Source organism: Microbacterium sp. NPDC077644 (assembly GCF_040702785.1).
Lineage (GTDB): Bacteria > Actinomycetota > Actinomycetes > Actinomycetales > Microbacteriaceae > Microbacterium.
Window position 1 is genome coordinate 190,661 of sequence record NZ_JBFBME010000001.1, and the last position, 23,383, is coordinate 214,043.

The 23,383-nt window shown below is 68.0% G+C and carries 24 protein-coding genes; 10 read left to right on the forward strand and 14 right to left on the reverse strand.

The window, feature by feature from the left end:
• From AB0269_RS01000 to AB0269_RS01030, 7 genes are all read left to right on the forward strand, one after another.
• Positions 1-268: hypothetical protein (locus AB0269_RS01000; RefSeq protein ID WP_366209319.1), on the forward strand; the 268-nt coding region annotated here is incomplete at its 5' end.
• 43 nt (positions 269-311) lie between these two features.
• Positions 312-1,436 carry a glycosyltransferase gene (locus AB0269_RS01005; RefSeq protein ID WP_366209320.1) on the forward strand — a complete coding sequence of 375 codons (1,125 nt, stop codon included), beginning with the start codon at positions 312-314 and terminating at the stop codon, positions 1,434-1,436.
• Complete coding sequence (locus tag AB0269_RS01010; protein ID WP_366209321.1) at positions 1,433-2,536, forward strand: glycosyltransferase family 4 protein; 1,104 nt, start codon at positions 1,433-1,435, stop codon at positions 2,534-2,536. The genes AB0269_RS01005 and AB0269_RS01010 overlap by 4 nt, the downstream gene beginning before the upstream one ends.
• 34 nt (positions 2,537-2,570) lie before the next feature.
• The gene (locus AB0269_RS01015) at positions 2,571-3,254 is read left to right on the forward strand and encodes a hypothetical protein (protein WP_366209322.1); all 684 of its coding nucleotides are present in this window, start codon (positions 2,571-2,573) and stop codon (positions 3,252-3,254) included.
• 1 nt (position 3,255) lies between these two features.
• A complete protein-coding gene (locus AB0269_RS01020; RefSeq protein WP_366209323.1) occupies positions 3,256-4,131 on the forward strand; it encodes a hypothetical protein in 876 nt (291 codons plus the stop codon).
• On the forward strand, positions 4,128-5,558 hold the full coding sequence (locus tag AB0269_RS01025; RefSeq protein WP_366209324.1) for an O-antigen ligase family protein: 1,431 nt from the start codon (positions 4,128-4,130) through the stop codon (positions 5,556-5,558). Before AB0269_RS01020 ends, AB0269_RS01025 begins: the two co-directional genes overlap by 4 nt.
• 275 nt (positions 5,559-5,833) lie before the next feature.
• Positions 5,834-6,719 (forward strand): IS5 family transposase gene (locus AB0269_RS01030; protein ID WP_366209325.1). Its coding sequence is split into 2 segments (ribosomal slippage): positions 5,834-6,178 and positions 6,180-6,719, totalling 885 coding nucleotides; the frame shifts between segments, so codons are not numbered across the junction.
• Here AB0269_RS01030 and AB0269_RS01035 read toward each other — a convergent pair.
• The 8 genes from AB0269_RS01035 to AB0269_RS01070 form a co-directional block, all read right to left on the reverse strand.
• Positions 6,700-7,029, reverse strand: a complete 330-nt coding sequence (locus AB0269_RS01035; RefSeq protein ID WP_026095586.1) for a hypothetical protein — start codon at positions 7,027-7,029, stop codon at positions 6,700-6,702. The two genes, AB0269_RS01030 and AB0269_RS01035, sit on opposite strands and share 20 nt — an antisense overlap.
• Before the next feature lie 63 nt (positions 7,030-7,092).
• Positions 7,093-7,425: a GIY-YIG nuclease family protein gene (locus tag AB0269_RS01040; protein ID WP_366209326.1), complete on the reverse strand. Its 333-nt coding sequence runs from the start codon at positions 7,423-7,425 to the stop codon at positions 7,093-7,095.
• Between the two features lie 291 nt (positions 7,426-7,716).
• On the reverse strand, positions 7,717-8,577 hold the full coding sequence (locus tag AB0269_RS01045; RefSeq protein ID WP_366209327.1) for a glycosyltransferase: 861 nt from the start codon (positions 8,575-8,577) through the stop codon (positions 7,717-7,719).
• Positions 8,574-9,338 (reverse strand): hypothetical protein, encoded by a 765-nt coding sequence (locus AB0269_RS01050; protein WP_366209328.1) that lies wholly within the window; start codon positions 9,336-9,338, stop codon positions 8,574-8,576. The genes AB0269_RS01045 and AB0269_RS01050 overlap by 4 nt, the downstream gene beginning before the upstream one ends.
• The gene (locus AB0269_RS01055; RefSeq protein WP_366209329.1) at positions 9,335-10,525 is read right to left on the reverse strand and encodes a hypothetical protein; all 1,191 of its coding nucleotides are present in this window, start codon (positions 10,523-10,525) and stop codon (positions 9,335-9,337) included. Before AB0269_RS01055 ends, AB0269_RS01050 begins: the two co-directional genes overlap by 4 nt.
• Positions 10,522-11,217 carry a polysaccharide deacetylase family protein gene (locus AB0269_RS01060; protein WP_247962591.1) on the reverse strand — a complete coding sequence of 232 codons (696 nt, stop codon included), beginning with the start codon at positions 11,215-11,217 and terminating at the stop codon, positions 10,522-10,524. Before AB0269_RS01060 ends, AB0269_RS01055 begins: the two co-directional genes overlap by 4 nt.
• On the reverse strand, positions 11,214-12,200 hold the full coding sequence (locus AB0269_RS01065; protein ID WP_366210471.1) for a glycosyltransferase family 2 protein: 987 nt from the start codon (positions 12,198-12,200) through the stop codon (positions 11,214-11,216). The genes AB0269_RS01060 and AB0269_RS01065 overlap by 4 nt, the downstream gene beginning before the upstream one ends.
• Complete coding sequence (locus tag AB0269_RS01070) at positions 12,181-13,044, reverse strand: glycosyltransferase (protein ID WP_366209330.1); 864 nt, start codon at positions 13,042-13,044, stop codon at positions 12,181-12,183. Before AB0269_RS01070 ends, AB0269_RS01065 begins: the two co-directional genes overlap by 20 nt.
• A gap of 9 nt (positions 13,045-13,053) precedes the next feature.
• On the opposite strand from AB0269_RS01070, the gene AB0269_RS01075 reads away from it, so the two are divergent.
• Positions 13,054-13,485, forward strand: coding sequence for a VanZ family protein (locus AB0269_RS01075; protein WP_366209331.1), 432 nt, complete (start codon positions 13,054-13,056; stop codon positions 13,483-13,485).
• Here the strand turns inward: AB0269_RS01075 and AB0269_RS01080 are convergent.
• From AB0269_RS01080 to AB0269_RS01095, 4 genes are all read right to left on the reverse strand, one after another.
• Positions 13,464-14,315 carry a WecB/TagA/CpsF family glycosyltransferase gene (locus tag AB0269_RS01080; protein ID WP_366209332.1) on the reverse strand — a complete coding sequence of 284 codons (852 nt, stop codon included), beginning with the start codon at positions 14,313-14,315 and terminating at the stop codon, positions 13,464-13,466. The genes AB0269_RS01075 and AB0269_RS01080 overlap by 22 nt on opposite strands.
• The gene (locus AB0269_RS01085; RefSeq protein WP_366209333.1) at positions 14,315-15,841 is read right to left on the reverse strand and encodes a sugar transferase; all 1,527 of its coding nucleotides are present in this window, start codon (positions 15,839-15,841) and stop codon (positions 14,315-14,317) included. Before AB0269_RS01085 ends, AB0269_RS01080 begins: the two co-directional genes overlap by 1 nt.
• A gap of 340 nt (positions 15,842-16,181) precedes the next feature.
• Positions 16,182-17,633 (reverse strand): hypothetical protein, encoded by a 1,452-nt coding sequence (locus tag AB0269_RS01090; protein ID WP_366209334.1) that lies wholly within the window; start codon positions 17,631-17,633, stop codon positions 16,182-16,184.
• 3 nt (positions 17,634-17,636) lie between these two features.
• Positions 17,637-18,419 (reverse strand): glycosyltransferase family 2 protein, encoded by a 783-nt coding sequence (locus tag AB0269_RS01095; protein WP_366209335.1) that lies wholly within the window; start codon positions 18,417-18,419, stop codon positions 17,637-17,639.
• A gap of 61 nt (positions 18,420-18,480) precedes the next feature.
• Between AB0269_RS01095 and AB0269_RS01100 the strand changes: the two genes are divergently transcribed.
• Positions 18,481-18,927 carry a GtrA family protein gene (locus AB0269_RS01100; RefSeq protein ID WP_366209336.1) on the forward strand — a complete coding sequence of 149 codons (447 nt, stop codon included), beginning with the start codon at positions 18,481-18,483 and terminating at the stop codon, positions 18,925-18,927.
• Positions 18,928-19,066: 139 nt separating this feature from the next.
• On the opposite strand, the gene AB0269_RS01105 is transcribed toward AB0269_RS01100, so the two are convergent.
• Positions 19,067-20,518: a polysaccharide biosynthesis tyrosine autokinase gene (locus AB0269_RS01105; RefSeq protein WP_366209337.1), complete on the reverse strand. Its 1,452-nt coding sequence runs from the start codon at positions 20,516-20,518 to the stop codon at positions 19,067-19,069.
• 104 nt (positions 20,519-20,622) lie between these two features.
• Positions 20,623-21,993, reverse strand: a complete 1,371-nt coding sequence (locus AB0269_RS01110; RefSeq protein ID WP_366209338.1) for a polysaccharide biosynthesis tyrosine autokinase — start codon at positions 21,991-21,993, stop codon at positions 20,623-20,625.
• A 106-nt stretch (positions 21,994-22,099) separates the two neighbouring features.
• Between AB0269_RS01110 and AB0269_RS01115 the strand changes: the two genes are divergently transcribed.
• Positions 22,100-23,173, forward strand: a complete 1,074-nt coding sequence (locus tag AB0269_RS01115) for a hypothetical protein (RefSeq protein WP_366209339.1) — start codon at positions 22,100-22,102, stop codon at positions 23,171-23,173.
• The last annotated feature ends 210 nt before the right edge of the window (positions 23,174-23,383 follow it).

Sequence of the window (23,383 nt, forward strand, 5' to 3'; positions counted from 1 at the left end):
GTGGCTGCTGTTGTCGTGGTCGTCGTCGCAGATCATCGACAGGGTGGTGCTATACGACCGGCCGAACGAGTCCGATCACATCACAGGCGGTGTTCTAACGCTCTCGGACGGCTCGACGGTTGAGGTTCCGGCGCTGAACAACGACGGGTCGGCGACGGTAGTGGCGTTCCCGGCGCGGGCGACGACGTCGTTGTTGTTCACAGTGACCGCGGTATCGGACAGCACCCGCAACGTCGGACTCGCCGAGATCGAGACATCCAACGGCTGAACCCGCTCGCGCTGACCGGAACTGGGGAGGAACGGTGGCACACGTGCTGAACAACAGAGACGACGTCGTGGTGATCACCGCGTCGAACAGCTGGTCCGACAAGCGAATGGCGGACCACCAGCTTGCGGCGGCCCTCTCCACGCGCGTGCGGGTCGTCTTCGTCGATCCATCCGGATTCAGGCGCCCGACCATCGACGAAGATGATGTGCAGGTGATCGTGATCCGCCCGATCCGGCTTCCGTTCGTCCGGCTGGCGTTGATGACACTCCTGAGTCGCCGTCTCATCGCCTGGCAGATCCGACGCGTGCTGCGCCGCTTGGAAGCCACTCGAGTCGTGCTGCTCGAGGGGAACGTGCTGTACCCGGTCTCCGGTCTCATCGGTGAGGACGCGACGGTCTACTGGGCTCAGGACGACTGGCAGGGGCTCGCTCCGATGATGGGTCTCGACCCTGCCGTCCTCGCACGGAACGAACAGATGCTACTGGGACGCAGCCGTTCGGTTGTCGCGGCGAACCCTCTGGTCGCAGAGCGACTGAAGGACCGACACGACAAGGTCAGCCTGATTCCGTTCGGTGCCAGCACCGAGCTGTTCGCCGGCGCAGTCGGGGAGGCTCCCGGCGACGATCACCCGGTCGTTCTGATGGGAACGCTCAACTCGCGGATCGACTACGGCATCCTGGATAGCATCGTCCGGTCCGGGGTGCCGTTGCTCATCGCCGGGCAGATCGACACCGCCGAAGCGCGCGACGCGCTGACCGCCCTGCAGGATGCCGGTCGAGTCGAGTATCTGGGAGCCGTCGACTTCGACCAGCTCCCGCCAGTGCTCGCACGATGCTCCGCAGGGATCGTGCCCTACACCCACTCGCAGTTCAACCGGGGAAGCTTCCCCCTCAAGACGGTCGAGTATCTGGCGGCCGGCCTGCCGGTAGTCGCGACGGATCTGCCGGCGATTCGGTGGCTCGACTGCGACGACGTCCGCATCGAAGACGATCCGGCGGCGTTCGCCGACGTGACGCGCGACCTATGGCAGCAGGGTCGACCTGCGGCCGCGGACAGGATGCGCCGCACAGGATTCGCCCGCGATCACGACTGGAGCGAACGGGCCGCGCAGTTCTTCGATGTGCTCGACGAGGCCGGGCTCGCGAGCCGGGAACGGGCGCTGCGATGACCGGCCAGGCTCAGGATGCGCCGCGCGTGCTCTACGTCCGCACCGAGGGGAACTCGTCCCTGCCGCGCGTGATGCGAAGAGAACGTGAGCTCGAAGGGGCAGCCCCACGCCGTGTGCTCATCGAGGAAGCATTCGGATTCGACCTGCTCGGGGAATCGGACATCGCCGGCATCCCCGGATTGCGCGGTGCGATCCTGCGCCGGCTGCCGACGTTCATCGCCCTCGCCCTTGAGGTCATGCGGCGCCGACGCGACTACGAGATCGTCGTTTCATGGGCCGAGAAGTACAGTGTCGCGATCGCCGGGATCCTGCTCCTGTGCCGGCGCCGCCCGCTGCACGTCGCAATCATGGACTGGATCTCGAAGCCGATCGTACGGGTGCCCTTGCGTGTCGTGAGGGGCGGCATCGATCGGATACTGACCTGGAGCTCCGTGCAGGGCGAGTTCGCCATCGCTCGTATCGGTTTTTCTCCCGAGCAAGTCCGCTTCATCGAGCATCCCGTCGACGACGAGTTCTTCGCCCCGATGACGGCGGACCGCACGATCCTGTTCTCGGCCGGCGAGACCCAGCGCGACTTCGAGACGCTGATCGACGGGGTGGACGGCCTCGCGATCCCGACGGTGATCGCGGCATCGCGGATCGGCGTGTTCAACGGATTCCGCACGCGGCTCGCAGACGCACAGGAGCTGTCGCTGCCGCAGGGCGTGACGGTGGAATCGTTGGATCCGACTGACCTTCGACGCGCCTACGCGAGGGCGGCGGTGGTCGTGGTTCCGCTGACCCCTGCAGAGAACAACGCCGGCATCAGCGTGCTGCTCGAGGCGATGTCGATGGCTCGTCCCGTCATCGTCACGCGGACCGAAGGGCAGGTCGACGTGGTACGGGACGGCGAGAACGGGCTGTACGTGCCCGCGCAGGACTCCCGTGCGCTGAGGGATGCCGTCGAACGACTGCTCGCCGATCCGGAGTACGCGGAAAGGCTCGGGCGTGCAGGGCGCGATGACGTCGTCGCGAAGCATCGGGCCGATGATTTCGCCGCCACGGTCAGGGAAGCCGTGCACGCGATGGTGCGTCAAGGGGGTGAGATCTCCGTCGAGTAGTCCGCGAAGACCGATCAGACCTGGGGAGGAATCAATGATCATTCGCGACCTGTTGCAGATGTTGCGCAGGGGATGGGCGATCGTCATCGTCATGCTCGTCGCCACCGTGACGGCGGCGGTGTTCCTCCTGTCCACCTCCGGGGTGTACACGACTCGGACGTTGATCGCCTTCACACTGCCGGACGGGACGGATCTCACCGACGACGGCTCATCGGAACCCGGGATCATCACGTTCGCGGCGACGGTCGCCGGTGAGGTCGCAGGAAACGTCGAACGTCCGCAGTACTCCGACGCCGATGCGCGGGCATACGGAATCGGCGTGCGGCAGGGGGTCTTCGTCGGGGTGCCCGACGTCGGCGGTCAATGGAACGTCGTGTACCGGCGGGCGGAGGTCACCGTCGAGGTGGTCGGACCGACGTACGAATGGGTGGAGAAAACGCGGGACTCCACGGTTGCGCGCGTGTTCGACGCCGCTGACGCGCAGCAGGAGGCCATCGGCATCCCGGAAGCGTCGCATCTGGTCTACACGGTCGAGCCCCTGTCGGAGCAGATCGAGCACATCGTCCCCAGCCGGTCATCTCAGATCATCGCTCTCGCGGCGCTAGCCGTCGCGGGGGCCATGGTGGCGGTGTTCGCAGCCGCGTGGTGGGACAGAAGACATAGGAGACATCGATTCACGGCGGCGCGATCTCATCGTTCCGCGGAGGAGGTTGTGTGACATGAACGTCGCGGACATGATGGGGGCCCTCGGGCGACGATGGTACGTGCTGGTGGCGGGACTCGTCATCGCCGGGCTGGCAGCGTTTGGCGCGTGGACCCTGGTGAAGGTCGAGTACGTGCGTACTGCGACACAGCTGATGCTTCCGGGATCGGGCACGATCCCCGAGGACGCCAATCCGTTCCTGTATGTCGGCGGCCTCTCTCAGGCAGCGGATGTGCTGGTGCGCAAGATGGGTTCACCGGATGTGCTCGCCGCTGTGCAGGACGACTACCCGGACATGGAGATCGTGATCACGCGCGACCCTTACAGCTCCGGCCCGGTCCTGCTGATCTCGGTCACCTCGTCGAACGATGCCGACGCCGCGGACGTCGTCGAGGATCTGCTCAGGCTGACGGAGGAGACTCTGCTCGACGTGCAGCGCACCGAGAACATCGCGGCGGCTGATCGGATCACATTGGTGACGCTGACGACCGACGACAAGGGGGCCGTCGAGCAGAAGAGCCGTCTGATCGCAGCGGGAGCCGCCGGCGCGGGGACGGTTGCGCTCACCCTGCTGGCGATCGCCCTCATCGACGGTCTCGCACGCTCGCGCGCGCAACGCCGTGGACGATCGACATCGGCCGCGGAGCGCAGGAGCGCGAGCGGCACGACAGAGGACGCTGAGTTCGATGACATCACGCTCGACGCCGACGCGCTCGACGGCGAGGACGAGCTTCATGGGGATGCCGTGTCAGACACCGCTGCGCTCGACGAGGACGTTGACGCGACCACCGACACAGATGTGGACGCAGATGACGATGCGGAGGGAGCGGAGCTCGAGTCGGGCACGAAGAAGGGGCGTCCTCGCAGGGCTCCCGCCGCGAGCAGATCATGAGCGTGAACGTGGCGGTGCCGTCGCCGATCCCCGCAGTCGCGCATCGCGGGATGCGTCAGAGCGGGGTCTCTGCGGTCACGATGCTCACGATCTACCTCGTCCTGCTCGTCGGATTCCCCTCCAATATGGCGATCAGCGCGCTCGGCGCGTACGGCCGGCCGCAATTCCTCTGGGGGATCGTGCTCTTCATCTGGTGGGTCTTCTCACAGTTGCAGGTTCAGCGCCGGACGGTCGAGATGATCGGTCAGCCCGTGCGTATCGCACTGGGTGTCTTCCTCATGATCGCCCTGGTGGGTTTCGCGGTCGCACTGCTGCGGGGGCAACCGAGTGACCAGGTCAGCCCGGCGATCTCCGCCATCCTGAGATTCGTGTCATGGACCGGGGTGATGCTCGTCGCGATCGACGGGATCCGGTCGATGACGGAACTGCTCACGATCGTCCGTCGCATCGTGATCGCCTGCGCGTTGCTCGCGATGCTCGGCATCGTGCAGTTCATCTCCGGGCAGAGCTTCCTCGAGGTGTTCAGCGGCATCCCGGGGCTCTCCGAATCCGCGGGCGGTATCGACACTCGGGGCATGTTCCTGCGCTCATCCGGCACGGCGACCCACCCGCTCGAGTACGGAACGGCGCTGTCCATCGCCGTTCCTCTGGCGCTGGCGGTGGCGATCCTGCGGATGGGGCATAGGCACGAGTCGCGGCGGTTGCGCTGGTGGATCTTCCTCGCGGCCTTGGCGATGGCGTCCTTCCTGGCGGTGTCACGATCGACGCTGATCGGATTCGCCGTCGCGGTGGTCCTGATGATTCCCGCACTGCCTCGCCGGTATCGTGCGCTCATCATCGTCGGGGGCGCGGTTCTAGCCGTCGTCGTCGTGATCGCGACTCCGGGACTGTATGGCACGATCCTCGGCATGTTCCTCGGAGTGGGGAAGGACTCGAGCACTCAGTCGAGGCAGGCAGGAATGGCTCTTGCTCCTGTTTTCCTCAGCGCCTCGCCGTTCGTCGGAGTGGGTGTGGGGACGCTCCTGCCCCGCTACTTCATCTTCGACAATCAGTGGCTCGGCATCCTGATCGAGACGGGGATTCTGGGAACGCTCGTATTCGCGGCGATCTTCGTCACGGCGATCTGGAGCGCGGCGGCGGCTGCTCATCGCTCGCAGCGTGAGGACATCCGGCTCATGGGGCGGGCACTCGCCGCATCAACGGCGGTCGCAGGGCTCCTGCTGGCCTTCTTCGACGGCCTGGCATTCCCGATCGCGGCGGGCCTCATGTTCCTCGTGTTCGGCCTGTGCGGTGCGATCCGCACGGTGAGCTGGGCCGAATCGCGGGGTGCGATGATCGCTCCGTCGACCCTGCAATGGGCAGGTTCCGGTGACGGACGTACCGCGGCGTTCGCCGGCCCGAAGCGGGCGAGCAGCGCCGTGCGATGAGTCCGGCGCGCGTCGTGCGACCCTTCGGCGGGCTCAGGGATCGAGCACGCGGCTAGGGATCGCGTGGGCGTGGGCGACCCTTCGACGGGCTCAGGGATCGAACAGGCGGCTAGGGCTCGCGTGGATGTGGGCGACCCTTCGACAGGCTCAGGGATCGAACGCGCGGCTAGGGCTCGCGTGGATGTGGGCGACCCTTCGACAGGCTCAGGGATCGAACGCGCGGCTAGGGCGTGTTGATCAAGAGGTTCCGCTCCTCGGTGGGTGAGTCTTGAACGGTGACGCGACAGGAGATCTCTGACGAGGTGTGGGCCGTGATGGAGCCGTTGATGCCGACGGTGACCGGTCGGTCGCGGCCGTGGACGGATCACCGGCTCGCTATCGAGGGGATGGCGTGGAAGTACCGGACCGGTGCGCCGTGGCGTGACGTTCCGGAACGGTTCGGGAAGTGGAACTCGATCTACAAGCGGTTCAACCTGTGGGCCGGGGACGGCACCTGGCAGAAGCTGCTCACCGAGGTGCAGAAGCAGGCCGACGCCGCTGGGGAAATCGACTGGGTCGTCTCGATCGACTCCACGATCGCGCGCGTGCATCAGCACGGCGCGACCCTCGCCCGGGACACAGGGGGCTGTGCCGAATCACAAGAATCCGTGGTCCGAGCCGCCTGATCACGGGATCGGACGCTCCCGCGGCGGGCTGACGACCAAACTGCACCTGGTCTGCGACGGCCGCGGCCGGCCGCTGAGCATGATGATCACCGCCGGGAACATCAACGACACCACGATGATGAGCGCGGTGCTGGAGAACATCCGCGTTCCCCGCGACGGGAAGGGCCGCCCCCGCACCCGCCCCGACCGGGTGCTCGCCGACAAGGGGTACCCCTCAAGGGCGAACCGCGCCTGGCTCCGCGACCGGAGGATCGCGGCGACCATCCCCGAGCGGGACGACCAGATCGCGCACCGCCGCAAGAAGCCGGGCCGGCCGATCGCTTTCGGCGACAAGCAGAAGGAACGCTACAAGGGACGCAACGTCGTAGAACGCTGCTTCAACCGTCTCAAGCAGTGGCGCGGCATCGCGATGCGCTCGGACAAACTCGCCCGCAACTACCGAGCCGCCGTCAGCCTCGCCGCGGCGCTGATCTGGATCAAGACCGATCTCCGCTGAGCGCTTCGCGCTCCTGCAGCGTGCGCTCAAGCTGTCCCACCGTCGGCGCACCCGCAAAGCCGCGCTCGGTCAGATAGACCCTGCACGCCAAGTCGGCAGTGTTCCCCTGGGACGGGAACAAGTCCTGACCGTCCAGAAGAATCGTGGGCGAGCCCGCGAAACCAGAGCTCACCGCCTCAGCCTCGGTGCGGATCAACACGAACTCCACCGGAACATCGCCCCGTCCGATCGAGTCGAGCACCAGCCGTACTCGATCGCCCGCCTCCTGCCAATTCGGGCAATCCTCGATATGCAGCACCTGGATCTTCACACGCCCATTCTCCCGCGCAACTCGCGGCGGCTGGCCACCCCGCACCTTCTTGATCAACACGCCCTAGGGATCGCGTGGGCGTGGGCCGGTCGCTGAGCCTGTCGAAGCGCCCGGCGGGGCCGATCGATTCTTGGACAGACGCGGAAGGTCTTCACCGCGCAGGGCGATCAGAGCCTCCTTCTTCTGACGCGACCAGCCCTGGACCTGCTTCTCGCGGAAGTACGCCTCATCGACGCGATCGAACTCTTCGGCGTAGACGAGGACCACCGGCCGACGCTTTCGCGTGTACGCGGCAGCCTTCTCGTCGACGTGGTTGTGTTCCCAGACGCGGGCTACGACATCGGGACCCGTGCTGCCGGTGTAGTACGAACCGTCAGCGCATTTCAGTACGTACATCCATGGCATGCGAGCAGTCTGGCGGGATCGGACATGCACTGGGGCGGCGGATGCAGGATCTGTGGAGTGTTGCGACCCTTCGACAGGCTCAGGGATCGCGTTATTGGCGGGGGTCTTTCGTGCCGGTCGTTGAGCCTGTCGAAGCGCCCGGCGGGGCGTCGGCGACCCTTCGACGGGCTCAGGGATCGAACACGCGGCTCAGGGATCGAACAGGCGGCTCAGGGATCGAACAGGCGGCTCAGGGATCGAGCACGCGGCTCAGGGATCGAGCACGCGGCTCAGGGGCGGGCGCTAGGCGTGGAGGCGGCGCGCTGTGGTCTTCACGCGATCGAGTGAGTCCTTGCCGCCGACGCGCAGGATCACATTTTTGACCAGGCTCCTGCCGTGGTCTCGCGCCCCGCGCAGGGGCCGCTTCACCGCGCGGTCGAGCCAGACGCCCGCGGCGGATGCGGCCGGCACAGCATCCAATTGCCCGGGGAACGCGTCTCGATGTGCACCGGGGTCGACCCGGTCCCCGCGCACGCGGTTGCTGACGTTCTGGCCGTGGATGACCTGCAACCAGGCGGGCGGCCCGTCCAGGCTCGCCACGGGCAGGTGCTCGCGCAGCAGGATGTGCCAATCGCGCCAGGCCGTGATCGGGGCATCCCATGTCTCGCTGATGCTGCAGAACGCATTGTCCGGATCGTCGCGCACGTACAGCGCATCGCCCTGCAGGATGAGGCCCTTGCGGAGATAGATCGCATGATCGGGATGCCGTCGCGCGGCATCCTGCAGACGGTCGACGAAGTCGGCAGCCACGGCGTCATCGTTGTCGAGATTCGTCGTCAGCAGCAGGTCGCCGCGGTCCGCGAAGATCGAGCGGGCATCGCCGACGACGTCCTCCCAGCCGACTTGCTCGCGGTAGATCGGCACGAACAGTCCCTCCGCGACGAAGGGGGCGAGCCGGTCGATGAGCCATCTCGGGCTCTCCGGGTCGAAGTAGATGACCCAGGTGAAATCCCGGCAGGTCTGCGCGCGCATGGTGGCGACCGTGTGCCGCTCGAACAGCCCCACACGATTCTGCAGCCAGCCGTCCTGTGCCCGCACGAGACTCTCGGGTCCTGGCGTCGGAAGATTGAACCGTGTCAGGATCAGATGGTCGACGCTGGTCATGACTGCCCCCTTAGCGAGTTCTCGATCTGCCGCACCTTCGGGGCGGCCCACGTCCGCAGCGACTCGAATCCACGGGTCGATCGCCCCAGAGGGCCCTGATCGAAGCGCGCCACGTCGATGCCGAATGCGGTCGCACGCATGCGCCCGGCGAGCATCGATGAGACGACCGCGTCGCTGCGCTGCCGGTTGTCTCCACGAGGAGGCGACGGCACCCGGAGTGCGAGGGGGTACAACTGCCGGGTGCCGTGCCAGTCCAGGGCGACGGTCGCGGGCAGTCCGAGCTGCTCCGCCTGTGCAAGGGCCCACGTGTTCGGGCGCACTCCGTCGTACTTGCGATTCCACGCTTCCATGCCGGTGAGGTAGGGCGCCCACGCCGGGTCGAACCGGCGCCACGCCTCTCGCCGCTGCGGGTGGGCGAAGATCGCCGCTGCGCCGTCCTCACGCGCTCGCCGCACCACGTCGTCGATGATGGGGGAGCGACCGTAGAAGGGCGCCCGACCGAATACCGGCAGGTGCACGATGTGGTCGGGATCCTGATACTCGATCCCTGGCACGAGCAGGAAGCCGGTGTCATCGCCCAGCCGATCGCACTCGTGCTGGATCCGCGCCCAGGTGCCGGCATCCATCGTCCTGTCGTGATCGCACACCAGGGCGCCGTCGAATCCCGCCCGTCGCAGCGCCCGGATCAATCTGGGCAGCTCCCAGTCCGAGTCGTCCGAGAACGAGGAATGGATGTGCGGTGCGAGACGCAGCTCCCTCATCGTTTCACCCTTCTTCCCGCGACGAGTTCGGCCAGTGTTCCGATGGTGTCGCTGACGAGAACGGACGGGCGGTGCGCGTTCCAGTTGTACAGGCGGTCGCCCGGCGATACGCGCAGCAGGTCTCTGACCGTTGCCCATGTGCCGGGCCAGCCGGCGACCGCCTGCGATTGCGGCCCCCGAAGGACGAAGAGCAGATGCGCGATCTCGCGTCCCAGATGACGTGCCGTCACGGATGCGGGGGCGGCAGGCGCCGGTGGCTCCTGCGGGAGTCCCATCGCAAACTGCGCCGCCCAGGCCGGGTACTCGAACCCGCGGCGTCGCGCCAGCGCAAGGCTGCCCCACGCTCGCCCGTTGAGCTCCATGAACCACGCGGTGCCGACTTCGTCGCGCAGCAGCTCGACCATGAACAGCCCGCGCCAGTCGAGGTCCGAGATCAGGCGCCGCACCGCCCGCTCGATCTCCGGCGCGACGTCTATCGAGGTGCACGCCGAGGATGCGGAACCGTGCGGGTTCACCATGCGCACCCGCCGGTGGGCGCTGATCGCCGCCACGCCATCGTCATCGACGTACCCGAACACGCCCTCGCCGGTCCCGTGCAGGTACGGCTGCACGAGCAGCGGCCCGTCGCTCAGTCCCGATCGCGCTTCGTCCAGCTCCGCCCGGTCGGCCGCGATGGTTCCGCGCGGCCTGACCAGATGGTCCCCATCCGCACGCACGGCCTCGGCGGGCTTGACGACCACCGGCCAGGTCAAGTCGTCCGTCAGGTCTGCTGCCGAGCGGACGAGGCGCGTCGGCGGCACCAGCAGCCCCGCAGCCTGTGCGGCCGTGATCTGAGCGTTCTTGTCCAGAGCGACCGCCGCGCTGTCCGGCGACGGGCCGATGACGACGGCTCGGTCGAACACCATGCAGGAGGTGAGCCAGAGCGCTGCGTCGTCGAGCGGCAACACAGCATCCGGATCGACCCGCTCCACCAGCATCCGCAGGTCCGCGAGGCATTGCTCGACGCTCTCTTCGGGCGGCGTGACCTCGTGGATGTGCACATCCCGTACCCGGCGCAGAGCACTGCGGGTGCCGCGCCGCGCGAATGCAATCACCTGCATCCCTGCCTCTTGCAGGGACCAGGCTGCCTCGATCGCAGCGAACGCCTGCGCGAAGCCCACCAGGACCGTGGGCCGATGCGGTGTCATCGCCATCTCTTCACCGCCTGTCTGGCGGGACGCACGGGCCATCGTCCGGCGGTGAGGTTGGGGGAGTCCAGCAGGGCGCGGATGCTGTCCGGTGTGTCGGACTCGATCACGGAGTACCGCGTCCGCAGCCACGACTTCGAGCGCGCCCAGCCCTCATCCACCGAATAGACGTGCAGGAACCCGTGTCTGCGCAGCTCGGCGAGCACGGCCCGGCCGTACAGCCCCTGCGGGAACGCCGCATGCCGGGTCGGGCGGCCTGAGAGGTCCTGCAGGATCCGCGATGACGCGACGAGCTCGCCGTGCAGTTCTCCGTTTCGGGCGAGCTCCGGCCATGGCCGATGGCTGGCGCCGTGGGTGCCGAACCCCATGCCGGACTGAGACATCTCGGTGATCTGCGTCGCGTTCAGCGATCCCCGGGAGCCGATCCGGTCGGTGATGACGAAGAACCGCGCCTGCACGCGGCGCTGCTGCAGCGCCGGCAGTCCGATCGCGTAGTCGGACTCATTGGCGTCGTCGAACGTGAACTCGACGTGACGCCGGTGCGCGATGGCGACGTCGAGGATGCCGTGGAAGTCGTCCTCGGTGATCCAGAAGCGCTCCTCGCCGGGCTCGAGCTCCCGGTTCGGCGCGCCGATGCCGTGGAAGTTCAGCGTGATCACGCGCGGAGCGGATACGGATTTCGCGGCGGTCATGATTCTCCGTGGATGCTGGCAGAGGCAGAGGCGGAGTGGACGCTCAACGTCGTGGGCTCCGGGTCGCCGGCCGGGAGGGTGCCCCAGCGCGCGCGATTCAGCACGATCGGCAGCGAGTGACGGTGGCGCGGATCGTGCGGCCGGAGCAGGTGCTGCACGGCGACGGCGCCGCGGAACAGCGCAGTGCGGGTCGGCCCGTGCAGGCGCTCGAAGTAGCGGATCCGGTTCACCGAGATGAGTGCGACCAGCGGCGCCGGCTGCCCGGAGCCGGAGCCTTCGTGGCGCGCGATCGCCTCGGGCACGTAGCGGACCGAGTACCCGGCGTCGCGGGCGCGCCGCGCGTAGTCGGTCTCCTCGGAGTACAGGAAGTAGGTCGCCGAGTCCCATTCGCCGACCCGGCGGTCGCAGCCGGCCGAGATCAGCAGCGCCGCCCCTCCGGCCCAGGCGACGTCGTGCGATCGGCCGTAGTCGCGGTCGGCTCGCAGCGTCTCGGCGAGCCACGATGGGCGCTCTCGCCAGCGGTTGCCGAAGATCGAGTCGCCCAGCGCCCTGGTCACCGACGGCTCGCGACGCAGGCTGTCGAAGCGCTCGTCGTGGTCGAGCCCGCGCAACTGCGGCACCGCGATCCCGACTGCCGGATCCGCGTCGATGGCCTGCAGGAGCCGCTCGAGCGCTCCCGGCTCGACCGTCAGATCGGGATTGAGGATCGCGATGTGCTCGCCGTCCCGCACGTAGCGCCGGCCGACGTTGATGCCGCCGGAGTAGCCCAGGTTCGCCCCGGTGGCGATGGTCAGAGCGCGCGGCTCGCGTGCCGCGACAGCGAGGGTCTCATCGGCTGAGCCGTTGTCGACGATGATCGCGCGGACGGGCGCTGTCGCGGCATCCAGCGATGCCAGCAGACCCGGCAGCGTCGGCGCGCTGTTGTAGGTGACGATGATGGCTGCGACGCGCGAGGACGTGTCGTCATGCGCGAGAAGTGTCATCACGCTCCCACCGTCGGCTGTGGCGTCCGAGCCGGCTCGAGAGGGCGATGGCAATGTAGACCATCGCGTCGAAGGCTGTCAGCGGAGAGCGGATCGTGCCGAGCAGTTCCCGCAGCACGCCCGCCGGATCATGCTGATCGACTGCCGCCTGCCCCGACGCGGAGGTCGCGTCCGGGCCGACCGAGGGGCCGGCCTCGCGAGCGCCGCTGACGTTGCGGCGGCTGATCGCGACGAGCGCCGAGATCGTGCGCGGCACGCGGACGGCGACGGGTTCCGCCGCGATCACGGTCTTCTCGTCGGGCGCGAACAACCGGTCGACCCACAGATCGTCACCGATGACGTCCGGAAAGCGCCCGAGCCGCCGATGCCCTTCCTCGGAGAGTCCGTACACGCCGGCGCCCCACATGGCGCGGCCGAGCGATGACATGCGGGACCGGGCCCGGTAGTAGGCCCGGACCATCGGGCCGGTGCCCGTCATGACGAACTCCGACCGGGGTCGCGCGGCGAGCCATCTCCGTGTCGACAGCGCGATCGCCGTGGCGGTGATGCTCTGCTCCGACACGACGATGTCGGCGTCGAGGTAGATGCGCGGCCAGGAGGTTGCGGTCTCGTCTCCGAGGTTGAGCGCATGCGTCTTCGACGGGATGCCGGATTCGAGCACCGAGACGCCGGGAAACGCTCCGGCGATCTCGGCGGTGCGGTCGGCGCAGGCGTTGCACACGACGATCACCTCGAGCGCACCGCGGGCTGCGGCGTCCGCCAGCGGTTCGAGCGTGCGGGCGATCACCGCCTCTTCGTTGTGCGCCGGGATGATGACGGAAGCCGTGACCGCTGCGTGTGCCACACTCGTTGCATGTCCTCGCCGAGCCGCCGTGGCCGATGGGCCGGCTGGGCTCTCGGCATATACGCGCTGGGCGCTGTGGTGCTGCTGCTCTCGCCGGTCGGCCCCGGCAGGATCCTGGGTGCCGTCGTCGGCTGGATCCGAGAGGACCTCGGCTGGAGCGGTTTCCACCAGGGCTGGCTGGAGGCCCCCGCGAACGTGGTGCTGTTCGTTCCGCTCGGATTCCTGCTGGTGCTGCTGCTGCGCAGGGCGTGGATCGGCGTGCTGGTGTCCGTGCTGCTGTCGGTCTCGGCGGAGCTGGTGCAGATCCTGCTGCCGGATCGGCTGCCGAGCCTGCGCGATGTGATCGCCAATAGCGCCGGCGCCGCGATCGGAGCACTGCTCGCGTGGCTGTTCACGCGGCATCGTCGTGATGCTCATGATCAGCGCGATTCGTCGGGGTGAAGCGTGAGCGAGCCGATCGAGCGCCGCACCGCGAGGTAGGCGGGCGGCCCTTCGATCAGGTACCGGCGTGCGAGTCGCTTCGGCTCGAGCATGAGCCGCCAGGCCCATTCCATGCCGGCATCCGAGATCCACGATGGTGCGCGCGAGACGCGCCCGGCGAGGAAGTCGACGACGGCGCCGAAGGCGAGCAGAGCACCGGCTCCGGTGGCCTGTCCGTATTGAGCGATCCACTTCTCCTGCCTCGGTTTGCCCAGGCAGACGAGCAGGATGTCGACCCCGGCGGCCTTCATCTCTGCCGCGATCCGGCTCGCGTCAGCAGGCGACGCAAGCGCTTCGCGGCTGGGAGTCCAGTGCCCCGCGAACCGCACCCGCGGCCAGTCCGCTGCGAATCGTGCACGCAGAGCAGCCGTGACATCGGGCATCCCGCCGATCACGCCGACGGACAGGCCCTGTTCCTGGGCGTCGTCGAGCACCGGGCCGATGAGATCGCTGCCGGACAGCTTCGGGCAGGGGATGCCGCTGACTCGCCGCACGTGCGCCGCGATGGGTGCGCCGTCGATGACGTTCAGCCACTCCAGGTCATCGCAGACCGGGTCGGGTTCGACATGCCGTGCTGTCAGCTGCGAGGCGCCGAAATGGTGCACGTGATCGAGGTTGATCGAGACGACGGCGAGCGGCTTGGTGCTGACGTGCTCGGATGCGTCCGAGATGATGCCGCGAGCGTCTTCGCCGTCGATGAGGTGAACCGGGGTCCCGTCGATGTCGACAGACGGGATGCCGGCGACCAGAGACCCCGAAACGGATCCGCTGACGCGATCGATGAGAGTCATCAGTACGCTCCCTTCGGAGCGAAGATCACTTTGGCCGTGCGCCACATGATCTGCAGATCGGTGATCACCGACCAGTTCTCGACGTAGCGCAGGTCGAGACGGATGCTCTCGTCCCAGTTCAGGTCGCTGCGGCCGGATACCTGCCAGAGTCCGGTGATGCCGGGCTTGATGTACAGCCGTCGTGACACGGTTCCGTCGTAGTCGCTGACCTCGCTGGGCAGCGGCGGCCGCGGGCCGACGACGCTCATCTCGCCGGCGAGCACGTTCCAGAACTGCGGCAGTTCGTCGAAGGACAGCTTGCGCAGGATGCGGCCGACGCGTGTGATGCGGGGGTCGTTCTTCATCTTGAAGAGCAGTCCGGAGCCTTCGTTGGCATCTTTCAGGGCGGCGAGACGCTGCTCGGCATCCGCGTGCATGGAGCGGAACTTCACGATCTGGAACGGTTTCCCATCCCGGCCCACGCGTTCCTGGAAGAAGAACACGGGGCCGGGAGAATCCAGCTTGATCAGCAGCGCCAGAAGCGGCGTCATCACGATGATCGGGATGAGTGCGAACGCCGAGACGACGATGTCGAGTGCGCGCTTGAGCATGTGCTTCGCGCCTTCGTAGGTCGGGATCTGCATCTTGATCATCGGCAGACCGTCGACCGGTGCGAAGCTCAGTCGGGGCCCCGCGACATCGGCGAGCCGGTCGCAGAGGATGAGTTCCGCTGCCGTGCCCTCGAGCTGCCAGCCCAGGCGCTTGATGAAGTCCGGGTCGCGCTCGGGGCGGCCCGCCACGATGATCGTGTCGGCCATCAGATCGCCCGCGGCTTGTGCGACGGTGTTGAGGTTGCCGAGCACCGGCACGGTGGCTCGGCCCAGGTCCAGTTCGCTGGCGTTTCCGTCGAGCAGAGTGGCGCCGACGATCTGGTAGCCCGCGGTGCCGATCGGCTCCAGGGCGCGCACCACGTACTCGACCTCATCTCGGTTCCCTACGACGAGGGTCCGCGACGTGAAACGGCCATGGCGGCGCTGGATGCTCAACCAGCGCCGCCACGACCACCGACTCATCAGAAGGCCGAGCAGGCCCGTGGGGAGGGTGATGAGCACGGTGAGCCGCATCGAGTCCCAGTCGAGTAGAACGGCCAGAACCGCCATCAGTCCGATGGCGAGGCCGGAGGCATGCGCAATGCCTCGGTACTCGGCGGTGCTCGAGCCGAACAGAGCCGTGAGGCTCGTGCGCATGGCGAGCAGCGTGGAGAACCACACTCCCGCCAACAGCGCAGCGCGCGTCACGACATCCGCGGGCGGTTCACCTAGATGAAGCTGGATTCCGGATGCGATGCCTGTGGCGATCGCGATCACGGCAGCATCCGTCAGGCCGAGGCGGACGCGGTGCGCCCGTTCCCAGTGCAGACGGTGCTCCAGCGTCGCCGAGACGCGCGGCATTGCTGCCGTGGTCGTCTCGACCCGGACGCGCGGAACGGCTGCCGAAACGGCCAGTTCCTCGCGTGTAAGGCTCAGAGCGTTCTCTACGGACGTCATGTCCGAACACGCTGAGCAGTGCATGCACGCATACCCCAGTGCGACATTGCTTCCCCAGTTTCATCCCCAGTAACCGTGATCCCACATCACGGTGCATCCGAGCGTCACAACCCCTTGCGACGGTTGCAAGACACGTGATCCCACATCACGGTTGTTCGCATCGATCCCACTCGATGCTCACTGTCTTGCAGTTCGGATGCCGATCACACTAGCCCAACCCGGCGTGGGATGCATAGACATTCAGCGGTTTATTCTGAAGATGACGTCGCGAAGGGTGTATGCCCCATCCGATCTCCTCCGGATACGGGGATGATCCCGTGTCCACACGGTCGCCCGAACGTCACTCCGCGGCGCAGATCCGGTATGGTCCGCTGTCGGCGAGAACCTCGGTCGTGCATTCCCCTCCGGTCAGCCGCGGGATGCCGTCCATCTCGGGGGCGTCGAACAGCCCGACGTGCGCCCCCGACAGGACGATCGCCGAGACCGCGGCGCCCCACGGCTGCGCGGCCAGCCACGCCGCGTCGTTCTCGTCGACCCACGCGGCGAGCGGCTCGACGGCAGCGCGCTGGGCGGCGAGCGTCTCCCAGCGCTCGGCGGTGGTCGACGTGACGGCGTGAAGCGCCGCACCCGTGCCGATTCCGACGACGAGGGCGGATGCCGCGACGACAGCGAGCACGCGCGTCGTCCGCCCCTGCAGCAGCACTCCGCAAGCCCATGCAGTCGCGGCCGCGAGGATCGGGAAGAACGCGAACACGCCGGGAGCCGGATGCCGCACCCACAGTGGCAGGTGCGAGGCGGTGGCCCACCATCCGACGAACGCGAGTGCGCCGACAGCCGCGGGCCACAGGTACAGTCCGACGGTGTGTGCCGAGGGATCACCTCGAGTCGTCAACAGCGCCCCGGCGATCAGAATCACCGAGATCACCGCGAGCACGACGGCCGCCCATTCCGGCAGCGACCATGAGCCGGCGAGGGTCGCCAGCTTCTGCGCGACCGTCGTGGGTTCGACGTTCTGACCGCCGCTGCGCACGAACCACGCGAGCTCGCGGAGATGCCCGATGTATCCGTCCAACCCGAGCGAGACCAGCGCGAACACCTCGACCAGGAACGTCGGCAGAGCGACGAACAGCAGCGGCACCCACGATCGCTTCAGGGTCGCCACGAACCGCTCTCGCACAGACGCGCCCGGCGCACTGATCCACAGCGCGACGGCGAACGCCGGCATTGCGAGCAGGGCGATGAGTTTCGCCTGCACGGCGAGACCGACGAGGAGCCCGGCGAGCCACGCGCGCCGTGGCAGCACGATCAGCGCCCACACGAGCAGAGCGGCCGCGGGGATCTCGCCCAGCAGATCCGCCGGCCCTTGGATGGGGGAGTTCCCGGCGCCGGTGGTGAAGGCGAGCGGGACGGCAACGGCGGCGAGAGCCGCCCACCGTCCGCCGATGCGGCGGCCGAGCACCGCCAGCCCCACGAGCAGCAGCGCCCAGTACGCCAGCGGAATGAGGCGTGCACCGATCACCGGGTCGATGCCTGTTGAGAGCACGGCCGCGACCGGGAGCAGGACCGCGGCGCCGGTGGAGATGCGCGGGTCGAACGGCGTGAGCGTCGAGCCGGAGAGCGTGCCGTCGCTCGTGTAGCCGAGCCCGGCGATCAGATTCTGCGGGACGGTGAGGTTGAACGCCTCGTCCTCCCAGAAGCGCCAGACGACCAGGCTGTTCCATGCGATCACGAGGTGCCCGGCGAACAGAGCCGCAGCCAGCACCCAGAAGAGGATCGAGCGCGCCGTTTTCATCGCTCAGTCCACAGGAGCCGGTCGTCGAACAGCGCGGAGCGGTGCGGACGGGCGCAGCGACAGCATCCACGCTTCGCGCAGCGCAGCGACAGCGAACTGGCGCAGGCGTTTGGGGGGCAGGCGCAGCCCGGCGGCCCGGCCCCACATCGTGCCGGTCTGCGATTGTCCGCGGCGCGGGATGCTGGCGACGCGCACGTAACGGACCTCGAAGCCGCCGCGGGCTTCGGCGAGCGAGAAGTGCACGTGGGGTACGGAGGCGTCGGCGGGGACGGCATCCACGAGGGCCCGGAGGGCGGCGGGACGATATGCGCGCAGGGGAGTGTTGACGTCGGGGATGCGACGGCCGGATGCCGCGGCGACGAGCAGCCCGACGCACGCCGTGAGAGCCCGCCGGTACCAGGGGTCGGTGCGCCCACGGCGGACCCCGTGCACGACGTCAGCCGATGTCGTCTCGATCGCGCGGATCACGCGGACGAAGTCCTCGCCCCGGAACTGGCCGTCGCCGTCGACGTGCACGATGAGATCGGGGTCGGATGCCAGTCCGAGGCTGTAGGCGGCAAGGGCGGTGGGCCCGTGGCCGCGGTTGGTCGGCTGCGTCTGCAGTTCGATGCCGGCGACGCCGTCGAAGACGCGAGCCGTGTCATCGGTCGAGCGGTCATCGGCGATGAAGAACGAGACGCGCTCTGCGAGCGGGGCGACGTGCTCGCGGATCTCGTCGATGAACCCTCGGATGCCCTCGGCCTCGTTGTAGGCGGGCATGACGATGGCGAGTTGAGTGGCGGTCACGGAGTCCTCAGGCGCTGGTCGGTGCGCCGACCTCGACGCATGCACCTAGTACTCTAATGGAGTGAAGATCCCTGCCCGTCTGCGACGTCTGGCGGGCGTGGGAAGCCGGTTCCTCATCGTCGGTGCGATCAGCACCGTGATCGAGATCGCGGCGTTCAACCTCTTCGTCTTCGTTTTCGACTGGGATCCTGTCGTGTCGAAGATCGTCGCTTCGCTGGTCGCTCTCGTGAACGCGTACATCGGCAATCGCGAGTGGGCTTTCCGTCATCGCGATCGCCGTGGTCGTGTGTCTGAGCTGGTGCTGTTCCTCGCGACGAACGGCGTGTGCACGCTGCTGGGCGCAGGTCTGGTCTGGCTCGGGGTCAAGGCGCTCGAGCTCATCGTCGGTCACGCGACGGGCGCGTTCGCGCTGAACGTCGTCAACCTGATCAGCATCGTGATCGTGGTGGTGTTCCGTTTCGTGCTGTACCACAAGGTCGTCTTCCGCGCCGCCCCCAAGCAGCCGTGAGGCTTGGTCCTTCAGACGGGTCGTTGAGCGAAGGGCCTCAGGGAGTTCCCCGCGGGTCGTTGAGCGAAGGCGGCGCAGCCGCCGAAGACGAAACGGGTTGAGCGAGCGAAGCGAGTCGAAACCTCGCCCAACGGCCCGCTTACGCCCCGACCCGCGCCTTCGCGCGCGCCCGCCGCTTCGGCTTCGCCTGCGCAGGGCTCAGCTCGGCCGGTGCCTGCTCGAGCGTGTGCGTCGAGCCATAGGTGTACGAGCCGTATCCGTAACTGTCCGGTCCCTTGGTCGGCAGCATCGTCACGACGACACCGAGCAGGTTGACGCCGGCGGTCTCGAGCGTGCGGATCGCACCCGACAGCTCGGGCTTCTTCGTCTTGCCGGATGCCGCGGCGAGGATGATGCCGCGGGTCTTCTTGCCGACCACGGCGGCGTCGGTGACGAGCAGCAGCGGGGGAGCGTCGATGAGGATGTAGTCGAAGTACTCCTCGAGCGGCTTGAGCACACGGTCCATGGCGGCCGAGCCGAGCAGCTCGCTCGGGTTCGGCGGGATCGGCCCGCTCGGCAGCACGTAGAGCTCGTTCTTGCCCCACTTCTGCAGGGCGTCGGCGACGTCGAGCTGGCCGATGAGCACGTTGGTGAGGCCGACGCCGCCCTCGATCGCCATGTAGTCGGCGATGCGCGGCAGGCGCAGGTCGCCGTCGATCAGCGCGACGCGGGCGCCGGTCTCGGCGAGGGCGATGGCGAGGTTCGCGGTGGTTGTCGACTTGCCCTCGCCCGGTCCGGCGCTCGAGATGACGAACGTGCGCGACGGCGAGTCGACCTCGAGGAACTGCAGGTTCGTGCGCAGCGTGCGGAACGACTCGGCGCGCGGGCTGCGCGGGTCGGCATGCACGATGAGCGGGCGGCTCTTGGCTTCGGGGTCGTACGCGATGCCGCCGAGCATGGGCCGGTCGGTGATCGTCTCGAGGTCGTGGAGCGTGTGGATGCGGGTGTCGAGCACGCTGCGCAGCACGGCGAACGCGATGCCGGCGGCGAGGCCCAGCAGGCCGCCGAGCACGATGAGCAGCGGGACGTTCGGGCTCGACGGCTTGGTGGGCTCGGCGGCCGGGTCGGTGATCGTGATCTGCACCGGGCTCGCACCGCCCTCGGTGTCGGGGCGCTCGAGTTCGGTCTGCACGACGTTCGCGAAGCTGGCCGCGGTGGCGTCGGCGATCGCGGCCGCCTGCTTCGGGTCGATGTCGGTGACCGTGATGTTGATGAGCACGGTGTTCAGAGCCGTGGTCGCTGAGATGCGCGACGAGAGGGCGGACGCCGTGGTGTCGAGGCCGAGCTCCTCGACGACGGGGTCGAGCACGAGCGCGGTGCCGATGACGTCGACGTAGCTGGTGACGATCTGGCGCGCGAAGGTCGTGCCCTGCACGAGGTCGCCGGTGGCGGCGCCCTCGGTGCGCACCGACACGTAGAGCTGGGTCGAGGCGACGTACTTCGGCGCCTGCATCGCGGCGTAGCCGGCGCCGCCGGCGAGGCCGACGATGAGAAGCACGAGGATGACGATCCAGTTCTTGTGCAGGATGCGGATGTAGTCGCGAAGCTCCACGCTGTCGTTTCCCTCGGTTGTGCGATGCCGCCGCGTTGCGGCGTCGTGATGATCTCTAAGGTTACTAGTCGGTCAGGTCGGCGCTGATGTCAGTCGCGCCGATGTTAGCGGGATGCCGCCTCGTACGAGCCGTACACACCGTAGGCCGTCTTGTCGACGCCCTTGGTGGGCAGCATGGTGACCACGGTGCCGAGCACCTTGGCGCCGATGCCCTCGATGCTGTCGACGGCGTCGGCGAGACGCGGTGCCCGTGTCTTGCCCGAGGCGGCCACCATGATCGCCCCCTCGGCCTTCTTGGCGAGCACGGCGGCGTCGGTGACGAGGCCCACGGGTGGGGCATCGATGATGATGATGTCGAAGGCGTGCTTGAGTTCGTGGATGAGGTTCGTCATCGCGCCCGAGCCGAGCAGCTCCGCCGGGTTCGGGGGCACCGAGCCCGAGGGCAGGACGAACAGGGCTCCGCGGCCCCAGCGCTGCATCGCATCGCTGGCGTTGACGCGGCCGATGAGCACTTCGGTGAGGCCGACGCCGCCTTCGATCGCGAAGTACTCGGCGACGCGGGGCAGGCGCAGGTCGGCGTCGACGAGAGCGACGCGGGCGCCTGCTTCGGCGAAGGCGATGGCGAGATTCGCCGAGGTGGTCGACTTGCCTTCGCCCGGGCCCGCGCTGGTGATGACGAAGGCGGCCGGGTCGCCGCCGGGCACGAGGAACCGGACATTCGTGCGGAGAGCGCGGAAGGCCTCGGCGCGACGGTCGCGTGGGTCCGAGGCGATAGCGAGCGGACGCTCGCGAGCCTGCGGATCGAGGGCGATGCCGCCGAGGACGGGAACGCTGATGGCCCGCTCGACGTCTTCGATCGTGCGGATGCGGTTGTCGAGTACGGAGCGCAGCACGGCCACGCCGATTCCTGCGCCGAGCCCGAGCAATGCGCCGAGGATCACGATGAGGCGCACGTTGGGCGCGGCAGGAGACGTCGGCACCTGAGCCGCCTCGAGCGTGTCGATCCGCACGATGCTCGGTCGGGAATCGACCGGTCGTTCGAGCTGCTCGGCGACGACGGCGGTGAAGCTCTCGCCGATCGCGTTGGCGATGCGGGCGGCCTGGCCGGGGTTCTCGTCGGTGACGGCGACCGTGATCGCGGTGCTGAGATTCGCTGCGCTCGCGGTGACGGCGGCAGCCAGTGCGCCGACCGTGGTGTCGAGCCCGAGATCGTCGATCACCGGCTGCAGCACGAGCGAGCTCGAGATGATCTCGACGTAGCTGGTCGCCGCCTGCTGCGCGTAGGTTCGGGCCAGGTTGAGCTCGGCGGGTGTGCCCGTGCTGGCCTGCGCCGAGATGAACAACTCGGTCGACGCGCTGTAGCGGGTGGGCGTCGTGAGAGCGACGACCGTGCCGATCGAGAGGCCGATGACGGTGAGGGAGAGGATGAGGACGAGATTGCGCCTGACGATGCGCAGGTAGTCCTGGATGGTCATCGCTCTCCCGGTGTTCGACGTGTGTTCGGCGACGGCCGAGTATCCTCAGAAGACATTAGCCTTTCATCGCGCTCATCGTGGCGCGCCCGCACGGAGAGTGGTACCCATGTCCCCGACAACAGAGAAGCTCGAGGCGCTTGTCGGGCCTCGGCGTCAGGCTGACGCGCCTCTCGGTGCCGGGCGGGATGCCGTGCGGCTGGCGGCGATGGTCGAGTCGGCCGCCGTGAACAGCTCGCCGGCGCTGGTGTCGCCCGGGTTCCTCAAGAGCGCGAAGCAGAAGAAGGTGCGCGGTCACCGCCGCATCGACTGGCTGAACGTCGGTGCTGCGGCCGTCGCGATCGTCGTCGCGGTGGGAGCGGCGACGTTCACGGGCGTGCAGATGGCGAGTGCGAGCCCGACGGCGGGCGCCGTGCAGATCCTCAAGTCCGACGAGTCGACACTCGCGGGTGCCGAGCAGGCCGCGGGTGCGGCGAAGACGCGTCTCGAAGAGACGATCTCGACGGAATTGGCGGATGCTGCGGCGCTGCGCACCGCGCTGGGCGGGCTTGCCGAGACCGAGGAACAGCCTGCTGCGGCTGATCCTGCGGCGCTGTCGACGGTGACGCAGGCGGTGGATGCGTATACGACAGCGCTGGGCGAGATCGCTGTGCCCGAACTCCCGGCCGCGTACGAGCGCGGCAAGGTCGACACGGATTCGCTGCAGAGCGTCGGCGATGCGATCGATCGCGTGCAGGAGTCGTCCGACACCGTGGATGCCGCTGCCGAGCAGCTGCGCACGGCTCGCGCCCGGGTCGACGAGCTGACAGCCGGCTTCACGCAGCAGCTGGCGGCGTTCGCCGGGTCGTTCGCCGGTCATGCCGAGGCGGAGGTCGAGGAGTACCCGGTGGCCGAGCAGGAGTTCCGCGACGCGGTGGCGGCAGCGGCGGCTACCATCGCGGCGACGCCGCTCAACACTCCGGAGGGCGCGAAGACACTCACCGCGTACCGTGATGCGTTGATCGCGCTGCACGATGACGATTATCGGGCTCGCGTCGCTGAGGAAGAGGCGCGCAATAACCAGCAGAACAACAACTGGACCCCGCCCGCGACCCAGGAGCCGACCGACCCCGGCACAACGGATCCGCCCGCCGAGCAGCCCCCGGCCGAAGAGGAGCCCATCATCGAGGATCCGCTGCCCTGACCCGTCGCTCGCACGCGTCCGATCACTGAGCCTGTCGAAGTGTCGGATACCACCTCGTAACGCTCCGCTGCGCTCGTATTGACCGCCCGCATCGTCACGAATCGCCCATGTCCCGGTCCTGGCCCCACCGCACGCACAGGTTGTGCAAACATAGATCTGCGCGGACCATCTCGATGCCCGCGCATAGAAGTTGAAATGGCTGCTGGGGGG